At 72.9% G+C, this 16,872-nt stretch carries 12 protein-coding genes; 1 reads left to right on the top strand and 11 read right to left on the bottom strand.

The window, feature by feature from the left end; translation table 11 throughout:
- The 6 genes from ACZ3YO_RS20255 to ACZ3YO_RS20280 all read right to left on the bottom strand — a co-directional run.
- On the bottom strand, positions 1 to 111 hold a 111-nt coding region (locus ACZ3YO_RS20255; RefSeq protein WP_396324356.1), incomplete at its 3' end, for an FAD-dependent oxidoreductase.
- Positions 112 to 284: 173 nt separating this feature from the next.
- Positions 285 to 1,304: a hypothetical protein gene (locus ACZ3YO_RS20260; RefSeq protein ID WP_465571013.1), complete on the bottom strand. Its 1,020-nt coding sequence runs from the start codon at positions 1,302 to 1,304 to the stop codon at positions 285 to 287.
- Positions 1,301 to 2,059: an RNA polymerase sigma factor SigM gene (sigM, locus tag ACZ3YO_RS20265; protein ID WP_465571016.1), complete on the bottom strand. Its 759-nt coding sequence runs from the start codon at positions 2,057 to 2,059 to the stop codon at positions 1,301 to 1,303. Before sigM ends, ACZ3YO_RS20260 begins: the two co-directional genes overlap by 4 nt.
- Before the next feature lie 46 nt (positions 2,060 to 2,105).
- Positions 2,106 to 4,100, bottom strand: a complete 1,995-nt coding sequence (locus ACZ3YO_RS20270; RefSeq protein ID WP_465571019.1) for a protein kinase family protein — start codon at positions 4,098 to 4,100, stop codon at positions 2,106 to 2,108.
- A gap of 307 nt (positions 4,101 to 4,407) precedes the next feature.
- Positions 4,408 to 7,002, bottom strand: coding sequence for a murein biosynthesis integral membrane protein MurJ (murJ, locus tag ACZ3YO_RS20275; RefSeq protein ID WP_465571021.1), 2,595 nt, complete (start codon positions 7,000 to 7,002; stop codon positions 4,408 to 4,410).
- A 58-nt stretch (positions 7,003 to 7,060) separates the two neighbouring features.
- Entirely contained in the window at positions 7,061 to 9,529 is a 2,469-nt protein-coding gene (locus tag ACZ3YO_RS20280; RefSeq protein ID WP_465571024.1) for a DUF6049 family protein, read from the bottom strand.
- Positions 9,530 to 9,956: 427 nt separating this feature from the next.
- Here ACZ3YO_RS20280 and ACZ3YO_RS20285 point away from each other — a divergent pair, with 427 nt between their 5' ends.
- Positions 9,957 to 11,405: a CCA tRNA nucleotidyltransferase gene (locus ACZ3YO_RS20285; protein WP_465571424.1), complete on the top strand. Its 1,449-nt coding sequence runs from the start codon at positions 9,957 to 9,959 to the stop codon at positions 11,403 to 11,405.
- A gap of 99 nt (positions 11,406 to 11,504) precedes the next feature.
- Here the strand turns inward: ACZ3YO_RS20285 and ACZ3YO_RS20290 are convergent, their stop codons facing one another.
- The 5 genes from ACZ3YO_RS20290 to ACZ3YO_RS20310 all read right to left on the bottom strand — a co-directional run bounded on the left by ACZ3YO_RS20290 (position 11,505) and on the right by ACZ3YO_RS20310 (position 16,735).
- A complete protein-coding gene (locus tag ACZ3YO_RS20290) occupies positions 11,505 to 12,539 on the bottom strand; it encodes an LppU/SCO3897 family protein (RefSeq protein ID WP_465571026.1) in 1,035 nt (344 codons plus the stop codon).
- A 52-nt stretch (positions 12,540 to 12,591) separates the two neighbouring features.
- On the bottom strand, positions 12,592 to 13,275 hold the full coding sequence (locus ACZ3YO_RS20295; protein WP_465571029.1) for an LppU/SCO3897 family protein: 684 nt from the start codon (positions 13,273 to 13,275) through the stop codon (positions 12,592 to 12,594).
- Positions 13,276 to 13,371: 96 nt separating this feature from the next.
- A complete protein-coding gene (locus tag ACZ3YO_RS20300) occupies positions 13,372 to 14,709 on the bottom strand; it encodes an MFS transporter (RefSeq protein WP_465571031.1) in 1,338 nt (445 codons plus the stop codon).
- 116 nt (positions 14,710 to 14,825) lie between these two features.
- On the bottom strand, positions 14,826 to 15,908 hold the full coding sequence (locus tag ACZ3YO_RS20305) for an inositol-3-phosphate synthase (protein WP_396324342.1): 1,083 nt from the start codon (positions 15,906 to 15,908) through the stop codon (positions 14,826 to 14,828).
- Positions 15,909 to 16,036: 128 nt separating this feature from the next.
- The gene (locus ACZ3YO_RS20310; RefSeq protein WP_396324341.1) at positions 16,037 to 16,735 is read right to left on the bottom strand and encodes a PadR family transcriptional regulator; all 699 of its coding nucleotides are present in this window, start codon (positions 16,733 to 16,735) and stop codon (positions 16,037 to 16,039) included.
- Between the last annotated feature and the right edge of the window lie 137 nt (positions 16,736 to 16,872).

Here is a 16,872-nt window from a genome sequence, read left to right on the forward strand (position 1 = left end):
GACGGCGCCCTCGAAGACCAGCGGCTTGAGGGAGGCACGGGCGGTGTAGAGCGCGGCCGTGTAGCCGGCCGGGCCGGAACCGATGATGATCACGTTACGGACGTCGCTCACTGCATCTCCTGGTTCGCATCGCGACCCGCGTTAGGTGCGGGGAGGGCGGTCCTGCTCCGCCGCCCGGGACAACGACTGACCAGTCTCTCGCATTCCCAGGCGGATCCGTACCAGGTGCCCGCAGTGTGGGAGCGCCGGACGGCCCGGAGCGTGGATCGTGGGGGCACCACCGGTCAGCGGGCCGGGACGGTGCGGTGCAGCAGGACGGGGCCGCAGTCGGGGGCGCGGAGGTAGACGTCCAGCTTCTCCGGCTGGTCCGGGACGGCGTACACCAGGGCCTCGGCCGGGGCGCCGTCGTAGCTGCCGGAGTCGGCGGCGAGCAGCGGTCCGGCGCCCGGCGCCGGGCAGGCCGTGGCGCTGTGCCCGCCGGCGATCCCCTGCTGCCCGTCGGCGGGCGGTACGTCGGACGTACCCGTGGACGGCCGGGACGACTGGGCGGCGCCGTCGGGGGTGACGCCCGTCCGGGCGAGCAGCTGCCGGACCTGGGCGGCCAGCTGGTCGTCCCGGTAGACGGTGCCTCCGTGCTCGGTCCTGGGGGTGTTGGGGGCGCCGCCGGGCACAGCCCCGGCGGTGTCGGGGGCGCCGCTGGGCACGGCCCCGGCGGCGGAAACGGCCGTGGTGTCCGAGGCCGTCCGGTCGGCCGGGGAGAACAGCAGGGAGCCACCGAGGCCCGCCCCGAGCAGGACGGCGGCCGCGCCGAGCAGCAGGCCGATCCGGCGGCGGCGGGAGCGTGGGCGGCCGGGTCCGGTGGCCGCGGAGCCTGCGGGCCTTCCGGGTGGCCCGAGGGGGGCCTGGGAGGGGGCGGCTCCGGGCCGGGACGCGCCGGCCGGGGCGGTGGTCCGTCCGGTCGGTGCGGGGGCCTTCCGGGGGGTGCCGGGGCCCTCGGCGGGTACGTCGCGCTCGGCGGCCGCCGAGGCCAGGGCGGCGTCCAGCCGGGCGGCGACGTCGGCTGGCATGGCGGGCGGCTCGGCGGAGCCGAGCAGGGCCTGCACTTCGGCGAGCGCTTCGGCGGTCTCACGGCAGTCGGCGCAGCCGGCCAGGTGGTCGCGGAGCGCCGCGGTCTCGTCGGCGGACTCGACGAGACCCTCGGCTAGGTCGGCCAGCTCGTCGACGGAGGGGTGCGGTCCGGCGGCGTGCGGATCCACGGGATCCACGGGCTCGCCGGGGTCGGGAGAGGAGAGGGGGGCCGTCATCGCGTGCTCGCATCTCCTTCCAGAATCGGCCGGCCGGTGTCCGGTCCTGTCCTTGTGACGGTGCGCGCCCCGGACGGGTTCCCGGGCGGCGAGGCGGCGTCCCGCGGGGAACGGGCCGGTCTCTCCGTTCCACGTGGAACGGCGTCACGTCGCGCGGTGCCCGTGGCCGGTGCCGCGCCGTCCTCGCGCAGGTGGCGGACCAGCGGCAGCAGCCGCGCGCGGCCGCGGGCGCAGCGGCTCTTCACGGTGCCGACCGGGACGCCGAGCAGCTCGGCGGCCTCGGCGACGGGGTAGCCCTGCATGTCGACCAGGACCAGTGCGGCCCGCTGCTCGGCCGGCAGCTCGGCGAGCGCCGCCGTCAGCTCCCGGTGCAGCTCGGCCCGGACCACGGGGGAGTCGGCCGGTTCGGCGGAGCCGACCAGCGCGTCCAGCCGCTGCGGGTCGTCGTCCAGCGGCTTGGTGCGGCGGGTGGCGGCGCGCCGGGCGCGGTCCAGGCAGGCGTTGACCACGATCCGGTGCAGCCAGGTGGTGACGGCCGAGCGGCCCTGGAAGGTGTGGGCGGAACGGAACGCGGAGACCAGGGCGTCCTGGAGGGCGTCGGCGGCCTCCTCGCGGTCGCCGAGGGTGCGCAGGGCGACCGCCCAGAGCCGGTTGCGGTGACGGTCGACCAGCAGGCCGAAGGCGTCCCGGTCGCCGGCGACGTGCCGGGCGAGCAGCGCCGCGTCGTCGTCCGCCGGTTCCGTGCCGTCCGCCACTGCCACCCCTCGTCGTGCCTGCCGTGTTCGTCCCGGGACCGATGGCTCAGCCGAAGACCTTGACCTCGGCGATCTGGCCGCGCCAGTCCTTCCCATCCTTCGGCAGGCTCGTCATCCAGATCAAGAGGTAGCGCGTGGTGACCGGGCTCTCGAAGGTGTAGTTGGCCGTGACGCCGCTATTCTTCCCGGCCACCGTGAAGTCGCCCGGCTGGGCCGCCTGCGGGTTGGCGGCGGCCGACGCACCGGGCACCCGCAGCTCGGCCGTGGTGGCGCCGACGAACTGGACGTTCACCGAGCTGACGGCCTGTGGTGCACCGAGGTCGATCAGCAGACCGGTGCCCGCCTTGAGCGGCTTGTTGGGACCGAACGGATCCTGGTAGCCCTTCGTGGTCCAGGCGGTGCTCGCGTCTCCGTCGTAGGCGTTGCCGAGCGTGAAGGTGCCCTCGGGGGAGTCGCCCAGCGGGTTGTACGAGATCGCGTCCTTGACCGGGATCGGCACCGGGGTGTGCGCCGCGGCGTGCACGGTCGGGGAGGCGGCCGTGGTGGGCGTGGTGGAGGCCGTGATGGTCGTCCCGTTGTTGCGCAGGTTGTCGACCAGCTGCCAGGAGGCGACGCCGATCGCGCCGAGGGCGACCGTCCAGGCCGTCACCTTGACCACCCGGCGCAGCCGCCGCCGGGTGCGCCGGACGGGGGCCTGCCGGGCCGCGGGCGACGCCATGACGGGACCGGTGTGGGGGGCGGCGACCACCCGGGTCGGGTTGGGTGCGGTGGGCAGCGCGTGGGTGTTGTGCCGCGGCGGGGCGGTGAAGGCCGGCAGCTCCGGCTCGGGCTGGCGGATGCGCGGCATCAGCGCGACCGCCTTCGCCAGCTGCTCGGGGGTGGTGATCGGCTCGGCGTGGTGCGGCGGCTGGTCCAGCAGGGCGCGAGCGGCCAGCTCGGAGAGGCCCTTGTGGACCCCGGCCCGGACCTGGTCCGGCGGTACGTCACGGAGGTTCCTCGGGAGGCCCTTGAGGTCGTAGCGGTCCTCGGGGAAGGGCCAGCGGTGGGTGAGCGCGGCGAACAGCAGGGCGCCGATGGCACGGGTGTCGGTGCGCTCGGCGTCGTCGGTGCCCTCGCCGGCGACCTCGTCGGGCAGGCCGCGCAGGGCGGCGTCGACCGCGATGCCGTTGATCCGGTACTGGCCGCTGTCGGTGCGCAGCACGCAGCGCGGGGTGAGCCGCAGATGGGCCTGGCCCCGGCGGTGGGCGGCGGCGACCGCGTCGGTGACCTGGCGGACCATCTGGTACGCCTCGTGCGGCTCCATCGGGCCGGTGGCGAGCAGCTTGGCGAGGTCGGAGGCGTGCGGCAGCCACTCCCGCACGACGTAGACCAGCTCGCCCTCCTGGACGGCGTCCAGCACCTGGACGAAGCGCGGGTCGCCGAGCAGCGCGGCGGACTTGGCGGCGGCCAGCACCTTGCGGGCGCGCTGGTGGCCCGAGGCCATCAGGTGGACGCCGACGGCGCGGCGCAGCTTCTCGTCGACCGCGCGCCAGCTGCTGAAGGTCTCGGTGTGGGAGATGCACTCCTCCAGCCGGTACCGGTTGCCGATCTTGTCGCCGCTGTGCCGCAGCGGGGCCGGCAGGGTCTTCGGGAGGGTGCCGGTCTCGCGCGGGTCGTGGGTGGGCTGCGGGTCCTGCGGCGGGCGGCCGGCGGGGCGTGCGGTGGCGCCGTCGGCGGTGCCCGCCCGGCGGGCGCGGTCGCCGGCGGCCAGTTCGGCGCGGATCTCGTCGGTCGAGAGCGGCGCGGTGATCTCGGAGGTCTCCTCGCAGGCGGAGGCCATGGGGGACTGCGCGTCGTCGCCGCCGCGGTCGTCACCGCTCCCGGTGCCGGCCTCGCCGTCGGCTTCGGGCGCGTCGGCCTGGTCGGCTTCGGTGGCCTTGCCGGCCGCGGTGGCCCGGCCCGTCTCGCCGGCGAGCTCGTCGATCGCCGCGGCCAGTGCGGCCTCGTCCGCCGCCCCGTCAGCTGCTGACGTGTCGACGACCGCCTTGGTGCCATCAGCCACCGTGGTCCTGCCTCCCCTTGTGTCGCCCCGGCCTGAGAGAGTCGCTGGAGCCGATCGGGCCGAGGCCCCGTGCTCCAGGTCAATTGTGCCCACTCTTCTCCACCGGGTACGACCGCTGAAAGGTCCACGTGGTTGCGCGATGGTGGAGAGATGTGGTGCAGATCCGGCACTGGGCCGCCATTCCGGGCCCGGGAGGACCCCGGGCGCGGAGGGCGGCCCAGTACCCGCCCCATCGGGGCGGAGAAGCCCGGCCGTCCGGTTGACGCCCGGTCAGGGCGGTGGCCGGTACGACCGGTTGGTGCGGAGGTCAGCGGCCCAGTCGGCCGCGGACCATCCCCAGCATGGCGTTGAGCTCCTCGATCCGGAGCTTCTTCGCGATCAGCACGAAGACGGCGAGCTGGAGGCCGCCGGCCACGACGATGGTGAGCACGCTGCCCAGCCAGCCGTCGATGACCTGCTGGACCGCCAGGCTGACGCCCACGCCGACCAGTGCGGCCGGGACGCAGGCGGTGATCAGCCGGGTGTAGGTCTTGCCGATCCGCTTGGTGTCCAGCCCGCCGATCTTCTTCTTCAGCTTGGGCACCGCCACCGTCACCCCGATGGCGTAGGCGAGACCGTACCCGAACGCCATGCCCGTGACGACCCACTCGGCGGGCAGGACGAACCAGCAGGCCAGCGAGAAGGCGGCCTGGCAGGCCGCCACCCAGACGGTGTTGGAGAACGGCGTCCGGGTGTCCTCGTAGGCGTAGAAGCCGCGCAGCATCACGTACTGCGCCGAGTACGGGATCAGGCCCAGCGCGAACGCGGAGAGCATCAGACCGACGTTGGTGGCGTTGTCCAGGGCGACGTCGTTGCCGCCCACCGCGTAGATCGCACGGCCGATCGCCGGGCCCAGCGAGAGGAACAGGAACGCGCCCGGGACGACCGCCACCGCGGTGGTGCGCAGCCCGTACGAGAGGTCGTCGCGGACGGCGCCGGCGTCCTCGTCGGCGGCGGCCCGGGAGAGCCGGGGGAGGACCGCGCTCATGATCGAGACGACGATCACCGCCTGCGGCAGCTGCCAGATCAGCAGCGCGTTGGAGAACGCGGAGAGACCGACGCCGCCGTGGCCGCCCTTCTCGGCGGCGTTCCCGGCCGCGGTGGCCAGCTGGGTGATGACCAGGTAGCCGGCCTGGTTGGCGAGGACGAAGAAGAACGTCCACTTGGCCAGCCGGGCCGCCTTGCCCAGGCCGTGGCCGCGCCAGTCGAACCGCGGGCGGAAGTGGAAGCCGGCCGCCCGCAGGTAGGGCACCATCGCCAGCGCCTGGACGGCGAGGCCGACCAGTGTGCCGATGCCGAGCAGCCGCACGCCCTCGGGGGAGATCGTCTCCGGGGTGACCTTGGTGCCGCCGAAGCTGCCGAAGACCCAGAGGTACGCGGAGAAGGTGAAGATCACCACGACGTTGTTGAGGACCGGGGTCCACATCATCGCGCCGAACCGGCCGCGGGCGTTGAGGATCTGGCCCATCACCACGTGGATGCCCATGAAGAAGATGGTGGGCAGGCAGTACCGGGCCAGCGCCACGGTGGTGTCGGCGCTGGCGGGGTTCCTCATCAGCGGGTGCGCGATCAACTGGACCAGCAGGGGCGCGCCGAGCACGGCCGCGAAGGTCACGCCGGCCAGACCCACCATCACCAGGGTGAGCAGCCGGTTGGCGTAGGCGGTGCCGCCGTCGGCGTCGTTCTTCATGCTGCGGACCAGCTGCGGCACGAAGACGGCGTTCAGGGCGCCGCCGCCGATCAGGATGTAGAGCAGGGTGGGCAGCGTGTTCGCGGCGTTGTACGAGTCGCCCATCACGCCGAGGCCGATCGCCGCGGCGATCACCATCGTCCGCAGGAACCCGGTGCCGCGGGAGACCAGGGTGCCGGCCGCCATGATCGCGCTGGAGTTGAGCAGGCTGGCGACCTTGCCGCCGCCACCGGCCGCCGGAGCGGGTGCCGCGGGGGCGTGCTCCTCGGCGGCCAGCTCATCCAGGGGCTCCACCGCGGGCGGAATCTGCACCGCCGCCACCTGCATGGTGGCCTCCTCCTCGGAGAGCGGCGGGTCGAACTCGATCGGGGGCACGAACGGGCGCTGCCCGTCCGGGCCGTTCGGACCGTTCGGCCCGCCGTGGTGGCCGTGCTGGCCCGGTCCGCCCTGGTACGCGCCGGCCGGGGGGAACGGCGCGGACGAGGGGAACGGCGCCGGCGCCACGGGCGGCTGGGCGAGCAGCGGCTGGACCGGCTGGACCGGGGGCTGCTGGGCGGGCGGACGGACCTCGGCGGCCGGGGCGGCCTGGGCGCCGCCGAACAGCGCGTCCACGCCCACGTACTCGGTGGACTCGGAGTCCCAGGCGGAGTGCGCCGGGCCCGGCTGCCACTGCTGGTCCTGCTGGTCCTGCTGTCCCTGCTGTTCCTGCTGCGGTCCGGCCCACTGGCTGCCGACCGGCGCCGGCCGCCCCCACGGAGCGTGGGGCTCCTGCCAGTCCGCCGCCGGCTCCTGCTGCTGGGCTGCCACCTGCTGCTGGGCCGAGGCCGAGGCCTGCTGCTGGGCCGCGGCCTGCTGCGGCGGGGTGTCCCAGCCGGGCTGCACCGGCGGGACGGGCGGGGCGAACGACGCCGGCGGCACCGGCGTCGGGTAGCCGCCGCCCTGCGGCGGCAGCTGCGGCGGCACGTCGTACGCGGCGGCCGGCGGCTGCGGCGCCGCGGGCCGGGCGGCCCGCAGGCCGTACGGATCCTGACCGTCCCCGGGGCCCTGGTACGCGTCGGCCGCGTACGGGTCCTGGGCGTAGGTGTCGGCCACGTACCAGTCGCCGGACGGCGACTCGGCGCCCGGCCGGCTCTCACCGCGGCCCGGCGGCCGCTCCTCGCTGCGCCCGGTCATGTCACCTCTTCGCTGTCGTGGGGGAGGCCGACCCGGCATCGGGCGGGTGTCGGCGGTATCAAGGACCAACCTTCTCATTGCTGGTGGCCCGATCCCGGCCATCTGTGCTGCTGCCGCGCGGTGTCCGCCCGGCGTCGCTGGGTCCGGCACCCCCGGCAGGGGCCGCTCCCTCGTCGTCCTCCTCCGGGGTGTCGGCCTGCTCGCCGGCCGCCGGGCCGTCCACGAGCGGCGCGTCGCCGATCGGCTCGTCACCCTCGTCGCCGTTCTCCGCGCGACGCTTGCGCTGGCGGAAGAACCGCAGTGCCGCCAGCAGGAGCAGCACCAGGCCGCCGCCGAAGACGTAGAGCACGCCGTTGGTCACCGAGGTGACCTCCACGGTGAACTGCCGTGCCTCGCCGTACTGCTGCGGGTTCGGGCCGGTGGTCCAGAGCTCGGCGGTCACGGTCACCGGCCCGTTGTTCTGCGCCTCGGCGGGGAACCGCAGGGTGACGCCCTGCGAGGCGGGCAGCACCAGCTCCTCGGCCGGGTGGATCTTGAGCCGGTTGGCCTGGGTCGGACGGAGCACCAGCTTGAGGTTGGTGACCGGCTGGGTGAGGTTGTTGCGGACGCTGACCTGCAGCACCCCGGTGTCCCCGGCGAAGGTGATGGAGGTCTTCTCCGGGACGTTCACCGCGTCGGTCAGCTCTTTGAGGTAGCGCTTCACCCCGTCGCGGTAGACGGAGCCGGCCGGGGCCTCGTGGCGCCACTCGGTCGACATCGACCGCACCATCGCCGCGCTGAACGGACCGCGGACCCGCTGCGGCAGGGTGAGGACGCGCATCAGAAGATCCAGCTTGCTCTGGATCTCGACGGTGTCCGTCATCACCGAGGACGGCAGCTCCGAGGCCCGGGCCTGCGCCGGGTAGTCGGTGGCGGGCGGGACGTTGGTGTTGGCCTTCGGATCGGCCGGGCCCTGGGCGATCACGTCCAGCTTGACCGGCTCCACCCATTTGCCGGCCTGCGCCGCCTGCACGGCGGTGGCCAGCACCTTGGCGGTGTCCGCGGTCAGCTCGCGCGGCGGCATCACCAGCAGGCCTCGCGGGTTCTGCGGCTCCTGCCGGGAGATCACGAACGTCTCGGCGAGGAACCGCTGCACCGCCAGGGTCTGCGCCTGCGGGGTGTTGAGGTCCGTCTCGAACAGGGCCGAGACCGTTTCGTCGGCCACCGCCGCGTTCAGTCCGTTGCCGATCGGCCGGACCGCGGTCGGCGTGTACTTCAGCGAGTCGGGCTCGGGCAGGCTCGCGCCGTTGACCAGCACCAGCCCGCTGCCGGTGCGCTGCGTCATGGCCGAGATCTGCTGGTCCAGGTACCCCTGGTAGGGCCAGGCCACGTCCGAGCGGGTGTCCACCGCGAGCCGGCCCTCCACGGTCAGCCGGCCCGCCGTGGTCGCCTTGCCGAGCGCGGTGTCCACGCCCTGGAGCTCGGCGGCGTTGTGCGCGATCGAGGCGAGGTCCGGGTCGGCGTAGGGGAGCGCGACCACCTGGCTGCCGTTCTTGGCCACCGCGGCCCGCAGCTTCTCCAGCCAGGCCGTCGCGGCGGCCGAGCCGGTCCCCACGAAGGTGTTCTCCTCCTTCGCCGCCTTCTTGTCGCTCTTCTCGATGCCGGGCTTCTGCACCCGGTACGTCTTGGACATCGCGAACGCGGTGTCCAGCAGGTCCGGGTCGATCACCCAGGTCAGGCCGGTCATCGACGAGCCGGTCTCGACCAGCTCGTACAGCCGGCCGCCCGGCGCGAAGTCGGCCGCCAGGCTGTCGTCGCGCAGCACCGGGATGGTCTGGTCGTTGTCGGACATGGTCTGCGCGACCAGCACCGGTGCGTGCACCAGCGGCCAGAGGGTGGCGACCTTGGACGGCTGCGCGTCCGTCGGCGTCGGGTCGTACGGCAGGAAGGTCCGGGCGATGCCCAGCGGGCGGTCGTGCTGGTTGTCCGCGGTCGAGCCCCAGACGTCCACCGCCAGCTCGTAGACGCCCTCGCCGGAGAGTTCGAGGTCGCTCACCGCGACGCTCAGCGTGTAGGGCTGGGTCTGGCCCGGGCCCAGCTCGTTGAGCGCGTACTGGGGGCTCTCCAGGTCGACGCCGTCCGCGCCGGCCGGGCTGGTCCGGGTGGTGACCGAGGCCAGCTCGCTGCGGGTGGTCAGCGGCTTGCCCAGCCACGGCTTGCGGACCGCCGCGTGGGCGGACTTGAGCACCGACTTGCCGCCGTTGGTGATGTGCCCGGAGATCGTCACGGTCCCGTTCTGGACGGCCACCGGTTTGTTCACCGCCTCGATGGTCATCACCACCGGGTACTCGGCGGAGACGCCCGAATCGGCGGCGGGGCGCGGGCCCCCGGCGGACAGCGCGGCGGCCGGCAGCGCCGGCAGCAGCGCCAGCACGGCGCCCAGCACGGCCGCGAACCGCCGCACGGTCCGCGCCGTGCGGCGTGCGGGCCCGCGTTCGTGGGTCGGTCCGTACGCCTCCAGGCCCGAGTGCCGTGCCGGCTCGCTCATGCGCCCACCTCGCTGCCCTCGGCGGTCGCTTCGCGAGACGCGCACCTGTTGTCGGCTCGCTCGCTTCGCTCGCTCATGCGCCCACCTCGCTCACGCGCTTCGCCCTCGCCGTTCTCGATCGCTCGCTGCTTGATGCTGTGATGCCGCCGGTTCCCCGCCCGCCGGGGAGGCCGGCCGTGGGATCAGCGGTGAAGAAATGCGACCGGGCATGCTCCGGTCGGCCGTACTGGCACGCGGCACCGCGGCCCCTCGTCGGTGCCGCGACTCGCTCCACCGGCATGGTAACGATGCAGCCGGGGGTGCAGTGTTGCGGGCCTTGTGGTGAGCACCGGAAAACGCGCGGGCGGCGGGGCCGCCGGGGCACGTACCCTTGTGAGCCGTGTCCACTGCCAATGAGCCCCACGAGTCCGGCGTCCATCATCCCAGCATCGCCACCCAGGTCGTCCAAGGCCTGAGCGAGGCGCAGACCCTCGGTCTGCAGGAGCTGCTGCGGGTGTCCCCGGTCGCCGACGAGATCGCCCGCCGCTTCCAGGCGGCCGGTCACCGGCTCGCGCTGGTCGGCGGCTCGGTCCGGGACGCGCTGCTGGGGCGCCTCGGCAACGACCTGGACTTCACCACCGACGCCCGCCCGCAGGAGATCCTGAAGCTGGTCAAGGGCTGGGCGGACGCCGTCTGGGACGTCGGCATCGCCTTCGGCACCGTCGGCGCGCGCAAGGACACCCCCGAGGGGTCCTTCCTGATCGAGATCACCACGTACCGCTCCGAGGCGTACGACCGCAGCTCGCGCAAGCCCGAGGTCACCTACGGCGACACCATCGAGCAGGACCTCGTCCGCCGCGACTTCACCGTCAACGCGATGGCCGTCGACCTGCCCGGCCGTGGCTTCGTCGACCCGCACCGCGGGCTGGAGGACCTGGAGGCCCGGGTGCTGCGCACCCCCGCCACCCCCGAGGAGTCCTTCTCCGACGACCCGCTGCGGATGATGCGGGCCGCCCGCTTCGCCGCCCAGCTGGACTTCGAACCGGCCCCCGAGGTCGTCGCCGCGATGACCGCCATGGCCGAGCGGATCACCATCGTCTCGGCCGAGCGGGTCCAGGCCGAGCTGAACAAGCTGCTGCTGGCCGCCCACCCGGTGAAGGGCCTGCGGCTGCTGGTCGACACCGGGCTGGCCGGCCACGTGCTGCCCGAGCTGCCGGCGCTCCAGCTGGAGCGGGACGAGCACCACCGGCACAAGGACGTCTACGAGCACTCGCTGACCGTCCTGGAGCAGGCCATCGACCTGGAGCAGGACGGCCCGGACCTCACCCTGCGGCTGGCCGCGCTGCTGCACGACATCGGCAAGCCACGCACCCGCCGCTTCGAGTCGGACGGCCGGGTCTCCTTCCACCACCACGAGGTGGTCGGCGCCAAGATGACCCGCAAGCGGATGCGCGAGCTGAAGTACTCGAAGGAGCTGACCGAGGACGTCTCGCGCCTGGTCGAGCTGCACCTGCGCTTCCACGGCTACGGCGGCGGCGAGTGGACCGACTCGGCGGTGCGCCGCTACGTCACCGACGCCGGGCCGCTGCTGGAGCGCCTGCACAAGCTCACCCGCTCCGACTGCACCACCCGCAACCGGAAGAAGGCCGCGGCGCTCTCCCGCACCTACGACGGGCTGGAGGAGCGGATCACCGAGCTGAAGGCGCGGGAGGAGCTGGACGCCGTCCGTCCGGCGCTGGACGGCAACCAGATCATGGAGCTGCTGGAGCTCAAGCCGGGCCCGCAGGTCGGCAAGGCGTACAAGCACATGCTGGAGCTGCGTCTGGAGCACGGCCCGATGGAGCACGACGAGGCCGTCACCGCGCTCCGTGCCTGGTGGGCCGCCCAGCAGGGCTGAGCGCCAACGGCGTCAACGGCGCGAACTGCACCGAAAGCACCGAAAGGGGTGGCCCCGGAATCCCGGGACCACCCCTTTCGCGTACGCGGCGGCGGACCGTCAGTCGTTGATCCCCTGCAGGCAGAGCACGTAGCTCAGGGCGGCGGAGGACGACGTCCGGGTGTAGCTGCTGTCCGAGTCCGGCACGCTGTCGCAGACCTTGTCGTCGCTGGTGGCGAGCATCTTGCGGAGCACCTTGTACTGGGCGCGCTTGTCGCTGCAGGGCAGCATGGTGATCCGCGGGTTGGGGTCGTGGGTGGCGCTGGTGCCGTTCTCGTTGCGCAGGCAGTCGCCGGCCTTGGCGCGGTCGATGTCGTCGGGCACCGTGCTCGCCGCGGCCGACGAGGGCTTCGGCACGGCCGGGGTGGTGATCTCCGGGATCGGCGGCAGTGAGAACGACGGCATCGGGGGGATGCTCACCGCGGTCGGCGAGGGCATCACCAGCGGGTGGTACGGCCTGTCGTTGCGGATGTTGTCGTTGAGCAGGGCGCCGGTCGCGATCAGGATGATCGTCGTGATGATCGAGAAGACCGGCAGCAGCAGCATCAGCATGTGCGGGCGCTTGGTCAGCGGGGCGCCCGGGTCGAGCTGCGGGCCGTGGGTGCCGGGGGCGGGCGGCGGCAGGTCCTTGATCTTGTTGTGCGCCGCGAGGTTCCGCAGCAGGGTGGCCACCGTGAAGATCGAGCCCAGGTAGCTCCACCAGCCCTGCACCATCGTGCGGGCCGACATGTCGCGCACGACCGCCGTCCCGCAGGTGCGGCAGAACGGCCCCGGCTGCTTCAGGAACCGCATGATGATGACGATTCCCTGGTGCCCGCGAACGGTGGTGTTCACGGCCGGGAAGCCGCCGCAGAACCGGCAGACCGGCCCGCCCTGCGGATTCTGCTGGGCGTAACCGGCCTGCTGCGGGGCGGCCGGGTAGCCGTAGCCGGGCGGCGCGGCCTGCGGCGGCGGGGCCTGGGGCGGTACGCCGTACCCGGGTGCGCCCTGCTGCGGGGCGGCGGGGTAGCCGTAGCCGGGCGGCTGGGCGCCGTACGGGCTGCCGCCGGCGTACGGGTTGTTGTTGTCGGCGGGCGGTGGCGCGCCGTACGGCATCTGGGGCGGTGGAACGGACAAAGGGTCCCCCGGGGAAGGTTGGGCGAACGGGTCAGGACTTCTTGGCCGGCGGCACGCCGGGTGAGAGCGGGCCGAGACAGAGGACGTACCGCTTCTTGTTCCAGCGGCGGCCGCTCTTGCCCGAGACCGTGCTGGTGGTTCCGACGGTCTGCTTGCAGCGGTTGGTGTCGGTGGTGCCGGAGTACGTGGACAGCACCTTGTAGTTCGCCTTGGCATCGGTGCACTTGACGATCTCGACGTCGCGCGAGCCGCTCGCCTTGACGCAGTCGCCCGCCTTGGCGCTGCTGACGCTCGGGCCGCTGACGAAGTAGCCGACGACCAGGGCGATCGCGCCGAGCACACCGCCGACCAGCTTCAGCTTGGTCTTGGCGCCGGTCTTCTTCGCCGGCTCGGCGGGCATCGGCGCCATCGGCTGCTGCCCGTACGGCGGCTGCTGGCCGTACGGCGGCTGTCCGTACGGCGCCTGGCCCCCGGGCGGCGGACCGTACGGGGGCTGCTGCCCGTACGGGGGCGCGGGCTGGCCGGGCGGGGGCGCGGCCGGGTGGCCGTACGCCGGTGGCTGCCCGTAGCCGGTGGGGCCCGGCTGCGGCTGGCCGTACTGCGGAGGTGGAGCACCGTACGCCTGGGGGGCCGGCGGCGGGCCGGGGTGTCCCGGGGGTGCCTGCGGGTAGCCGTACTGGGGTGGCGGCCCGTACGGACCGGGCGGTGTGCTCATCAGGTTGTCCCCCGAGACAGTGTGCTGTCGCTCCGACAGATCTGACGTACCTTAGCGACTCGTTCCGACGCCGCCGGTTTGAGGGGGTACAGGCTCTCAGACCGCCTGGTCACCGGGGAGCGGGCCGGTCCGCCGGGCCGCCCGCAGATAGAGGACGGCGGCCAGCGCGTACACCAGGGCGACGCCGGCGACGACCGCGACGGAGCGGCCGGAGAGCGGCAGCACCAGCGCCGTCACCAGGGCGGCGGCCACGAAGGCGACGTTGAACAGCACGTCGTAGATGGCGAAGACGCGCCCGCGGTAGTCGTCCTCGACCGACTCCTGGACCACGGTGTCGGCGCAGATCTTGGTGCCCTGGGTGACCACACCGAGCAGCAGGGCCGCGATCAGGCACGGCACCAGCGAGAAGCCCAGGCCGAGCGCGGGCACGAAGACGACCGGCGCCGCCAGGCAGAGCGTCATCCAGCCCGCCAGCCCGAGCCGGCGGGTGCACCAGGGGCTGATCACCGCGGCGACGAAGAAGCCGGCCGCGGAGAGGGCGACCGCCTGGCCCAGCGTGGCCAGCCCGGCCGCGCTGTCGGCGGGGTCGTTGAAGGTGTAGCGGGCGAGCATCACCACCATGACGATCAGCACGCCGTAGCAGAACCGGGCGGCGGTCACGGCGGCGAGCGCGTGGACGGCGGGCCGGCAGTCCCGCACCAGGTGGGTGACGGCCGCGCCCAGGTCGCGGGCGGCCCGGGCCAGTGCCTGGCCGAGCGCGGGGCGCTCCGCGTGGTGCTCGGGGCCGAGGAGGTCCCGGTGCATCCGGAGGGCGGCCAGCGCCGCCGTGAGGTAGAGCACGGCGGCGACCGTGACCAGCGCCGCGTCGGCCCTGGGCCCGGGCGCCATCACCTGGTGCAGCAGGAAGCCCAGGCCGCCGCCGACGGCTGCCGCGACCGTCCCCAGGGTGGGGGAGAGCGCGTTGGCGGTGACCAGCTGTCGCTGGTGCACCACCCGTGGCAGGGCGGCGGAGAGACCGGCCAGGATGAACCGGTTGAGCGCCGTGACCAGCAGCGCCGAGGCGAAGAAGAGCCAGGTCGGGGCCTCGATGAGGAGCAGCGCCGCGGTGACCAGGCCGAGCCCGAACCGGGCCAGGTTGCCGTAGAACAGCACCTGCCTGCGGCGCCAGCGGTCCAGCAGCACCCCGGCGAACGGGCCGATCACGGAGAACGGCAGCAGCATCACCGCCAGCACCGAGGCGATGTCGGCGGGGGAGGACTGCTTCTCCGGGGAGAAGACGACGTAGGCGGCGAGCGAGACCTGGAAGACGCCGTCGGAGAGCTGGGAGAGCACCCGGGCGGTCAGCAGGCGGCGGAAGTCGCGTCCGCGGAGCAGGTCGAGGAGCGTGGCGCGGTGCGCGGTCTGGTGGGTGTTGCCGTTCTCCGTGATCGCCACCCGCCCAGACTGCCATGGAACCGGCCTGTGTTTCACGTGAAACATTCGCCGTGAAAAGGTGAACGGGCCCACGGTCGGTGACCGTGGGCCCGTTCAGGCGCCTAGGAGCCGCAGACTCAGCGCTCGACCTCGCCGCGGATGAACTTCTCGACGTTCTCCTTGGCCTCGTCGTCGAAGTACTGGACCGGCGGGGACTTCATGAAGTACGAGGACGCCGACAGGATCGGGCCGCCGATGCCGCGGTCCTTGGCGATCTTCGCGGCGCGCACGGCGTCGATGATGACACCGGCCGAGTTCGGGGAGTCCCAGACCTCGAGCTTGTACTCCAGGTTCAGCGGGACGTTGCCGAAGGCGCGGCCCTCGAGGCGGACGTACGCCCACTTGCGGTCGTCCAGCCACGCCACGTAGTCCGACGGACCGATGTGGACGTTGTTGGCGCCCAGCTCGCGGTCGCGGATCTGCGAGGTGACGGCCTGCGTCTTGGAGATCTTCTTGGACTCCAGGCGCTCGCGCTCGAGCATGTTCTTGAAGTCCATGTTGCCGCCGACGTTCAGCTGCATGGTGCGCTCGAGGATGACACCGCGGTCCTCGAACAGCTTGGCCATCACGCGGTGCGTGATGGTGGCGCCGACCTGGGACTTGATGTCGTCACCGACGATCGGCACGCCGGCCTCGGTGAACTTGTCCGCCCACTCCTTGGTGCCCGCGATGAACACCGGCAGGGCGTTCACGAAGGCGACCTTGGCGTCGATGGCGCACTGGGCGTAGAACTTGGCCGCGGCCTCGGAACCCACGGGCAGGTAGCAGACCAGAACGTCGACCTGCTTGTCCTTGAGGATCTGGACGACGTCGACCGGGGCCTCGTCGGACTCCTCGATGGTCTCCCGGTAGTACTTGCCCAGGCCGTCGAGGGTGTGGCCGCGCTGGACGGTCACACCGGTCGGCGGCACGTCGCAGATCTTGATGGTGTTGTTCTCGCTGCTGCCGATGGCGTCGGCCAGGTCGAAGCCGACCTTCTTGGCGTCGACGTCGAAGGCGGCGACGAACTCCACGTCACGGACGTGGTAGTCACCGAACTGGACGTGCATCAGCCCGGGGACCTTGCCGGCCGGGTCGGCGTCCTTGTAGTACTCGACACCCTGCACCAGCGACGCGGCGCAGTTGCCCACGCCGACGATGGCTACGCGAACCGAACCCATTCCGGTTGCTCCCTGTGATCTCATGAGGGCCGCCGGGGCTCGGCGGCACTCGTCCTGCTTCTTCGATGACTCTTTGACGGGCGCGCGAGGCGCCCACTCCTGCCGCGTGGCACAGGGCTGACGCGGTGTCAGCGCTCCTGGGCGGAGCGCCCCGGGCGGTCGTACGGTGGCCCGGGCGGATCCGGGGATCCGTCCTCCTGGCCACGGCCGTCCGAAGTCTTGGGTACTGCGGGGCCGGTCCCGTCGGTGGACGGTCCGGTCCGGCCGGTGCGGTTGGCCCGCTCGGTCTCGATCAGCTCGTTGAGCCACCGGACCTCGCGCTCGACCGACTCCAGGCCGTGCCGCTGCAGTTCGACGGTGTAGTCGTCGAACCGCTCGCGCGCCCTGGCGAGCGAGTTGCGCATCCGCTCCAGTCGCTCCTCCAGCCGGCTGCGGCGCCCCTCCAGGACGCGCATCCGCACGGCCCGGTCGGTCTGGCCGAAGAACGCGAAGTGGACGCCGAAGTGCTCGTCCTCCCAGGCGTCGGGGCCGGAGTCGGCGAGCAGTTCCTCGAATCGCTGCTTGCCCTCGGGAGAGAGCCGGTAGACGATCTTGGACCGCTTGCCGTTGAGCGCGGTGGCCGGGACGTACTCGACGTCCGGGTTGTCCTCGACCAGGAAACCCTGGGCCACCAGGCTCTTCAGACAGGGGTAGAGCGTTCCGTAGGAGAACGCGCGCAACGTTCCGAGCAGGACGTTGAGCCGCTTGCGCAGCTCGTATCCGTGCATCGGGGCGTCGTGGAGCAGGCCGAGAACGGCGAACTCCAGCACTCCTGAGCGCCTGCCCAATGCCGTCGTCCTCCTTCCCCTCAGCCGGTCCGTGACCCGCCGTCTCCGGCGGTATGCCGCTCCGATGTATCGGCTCGATATATCGAGAACAGTAAACCTGGGTCCCCGGCGGGGCAAGGGGGGCACGCGTGAATGTG

This window comes from Kitasatospora sp. NPDC022785 (assembly GCF_055561295.1).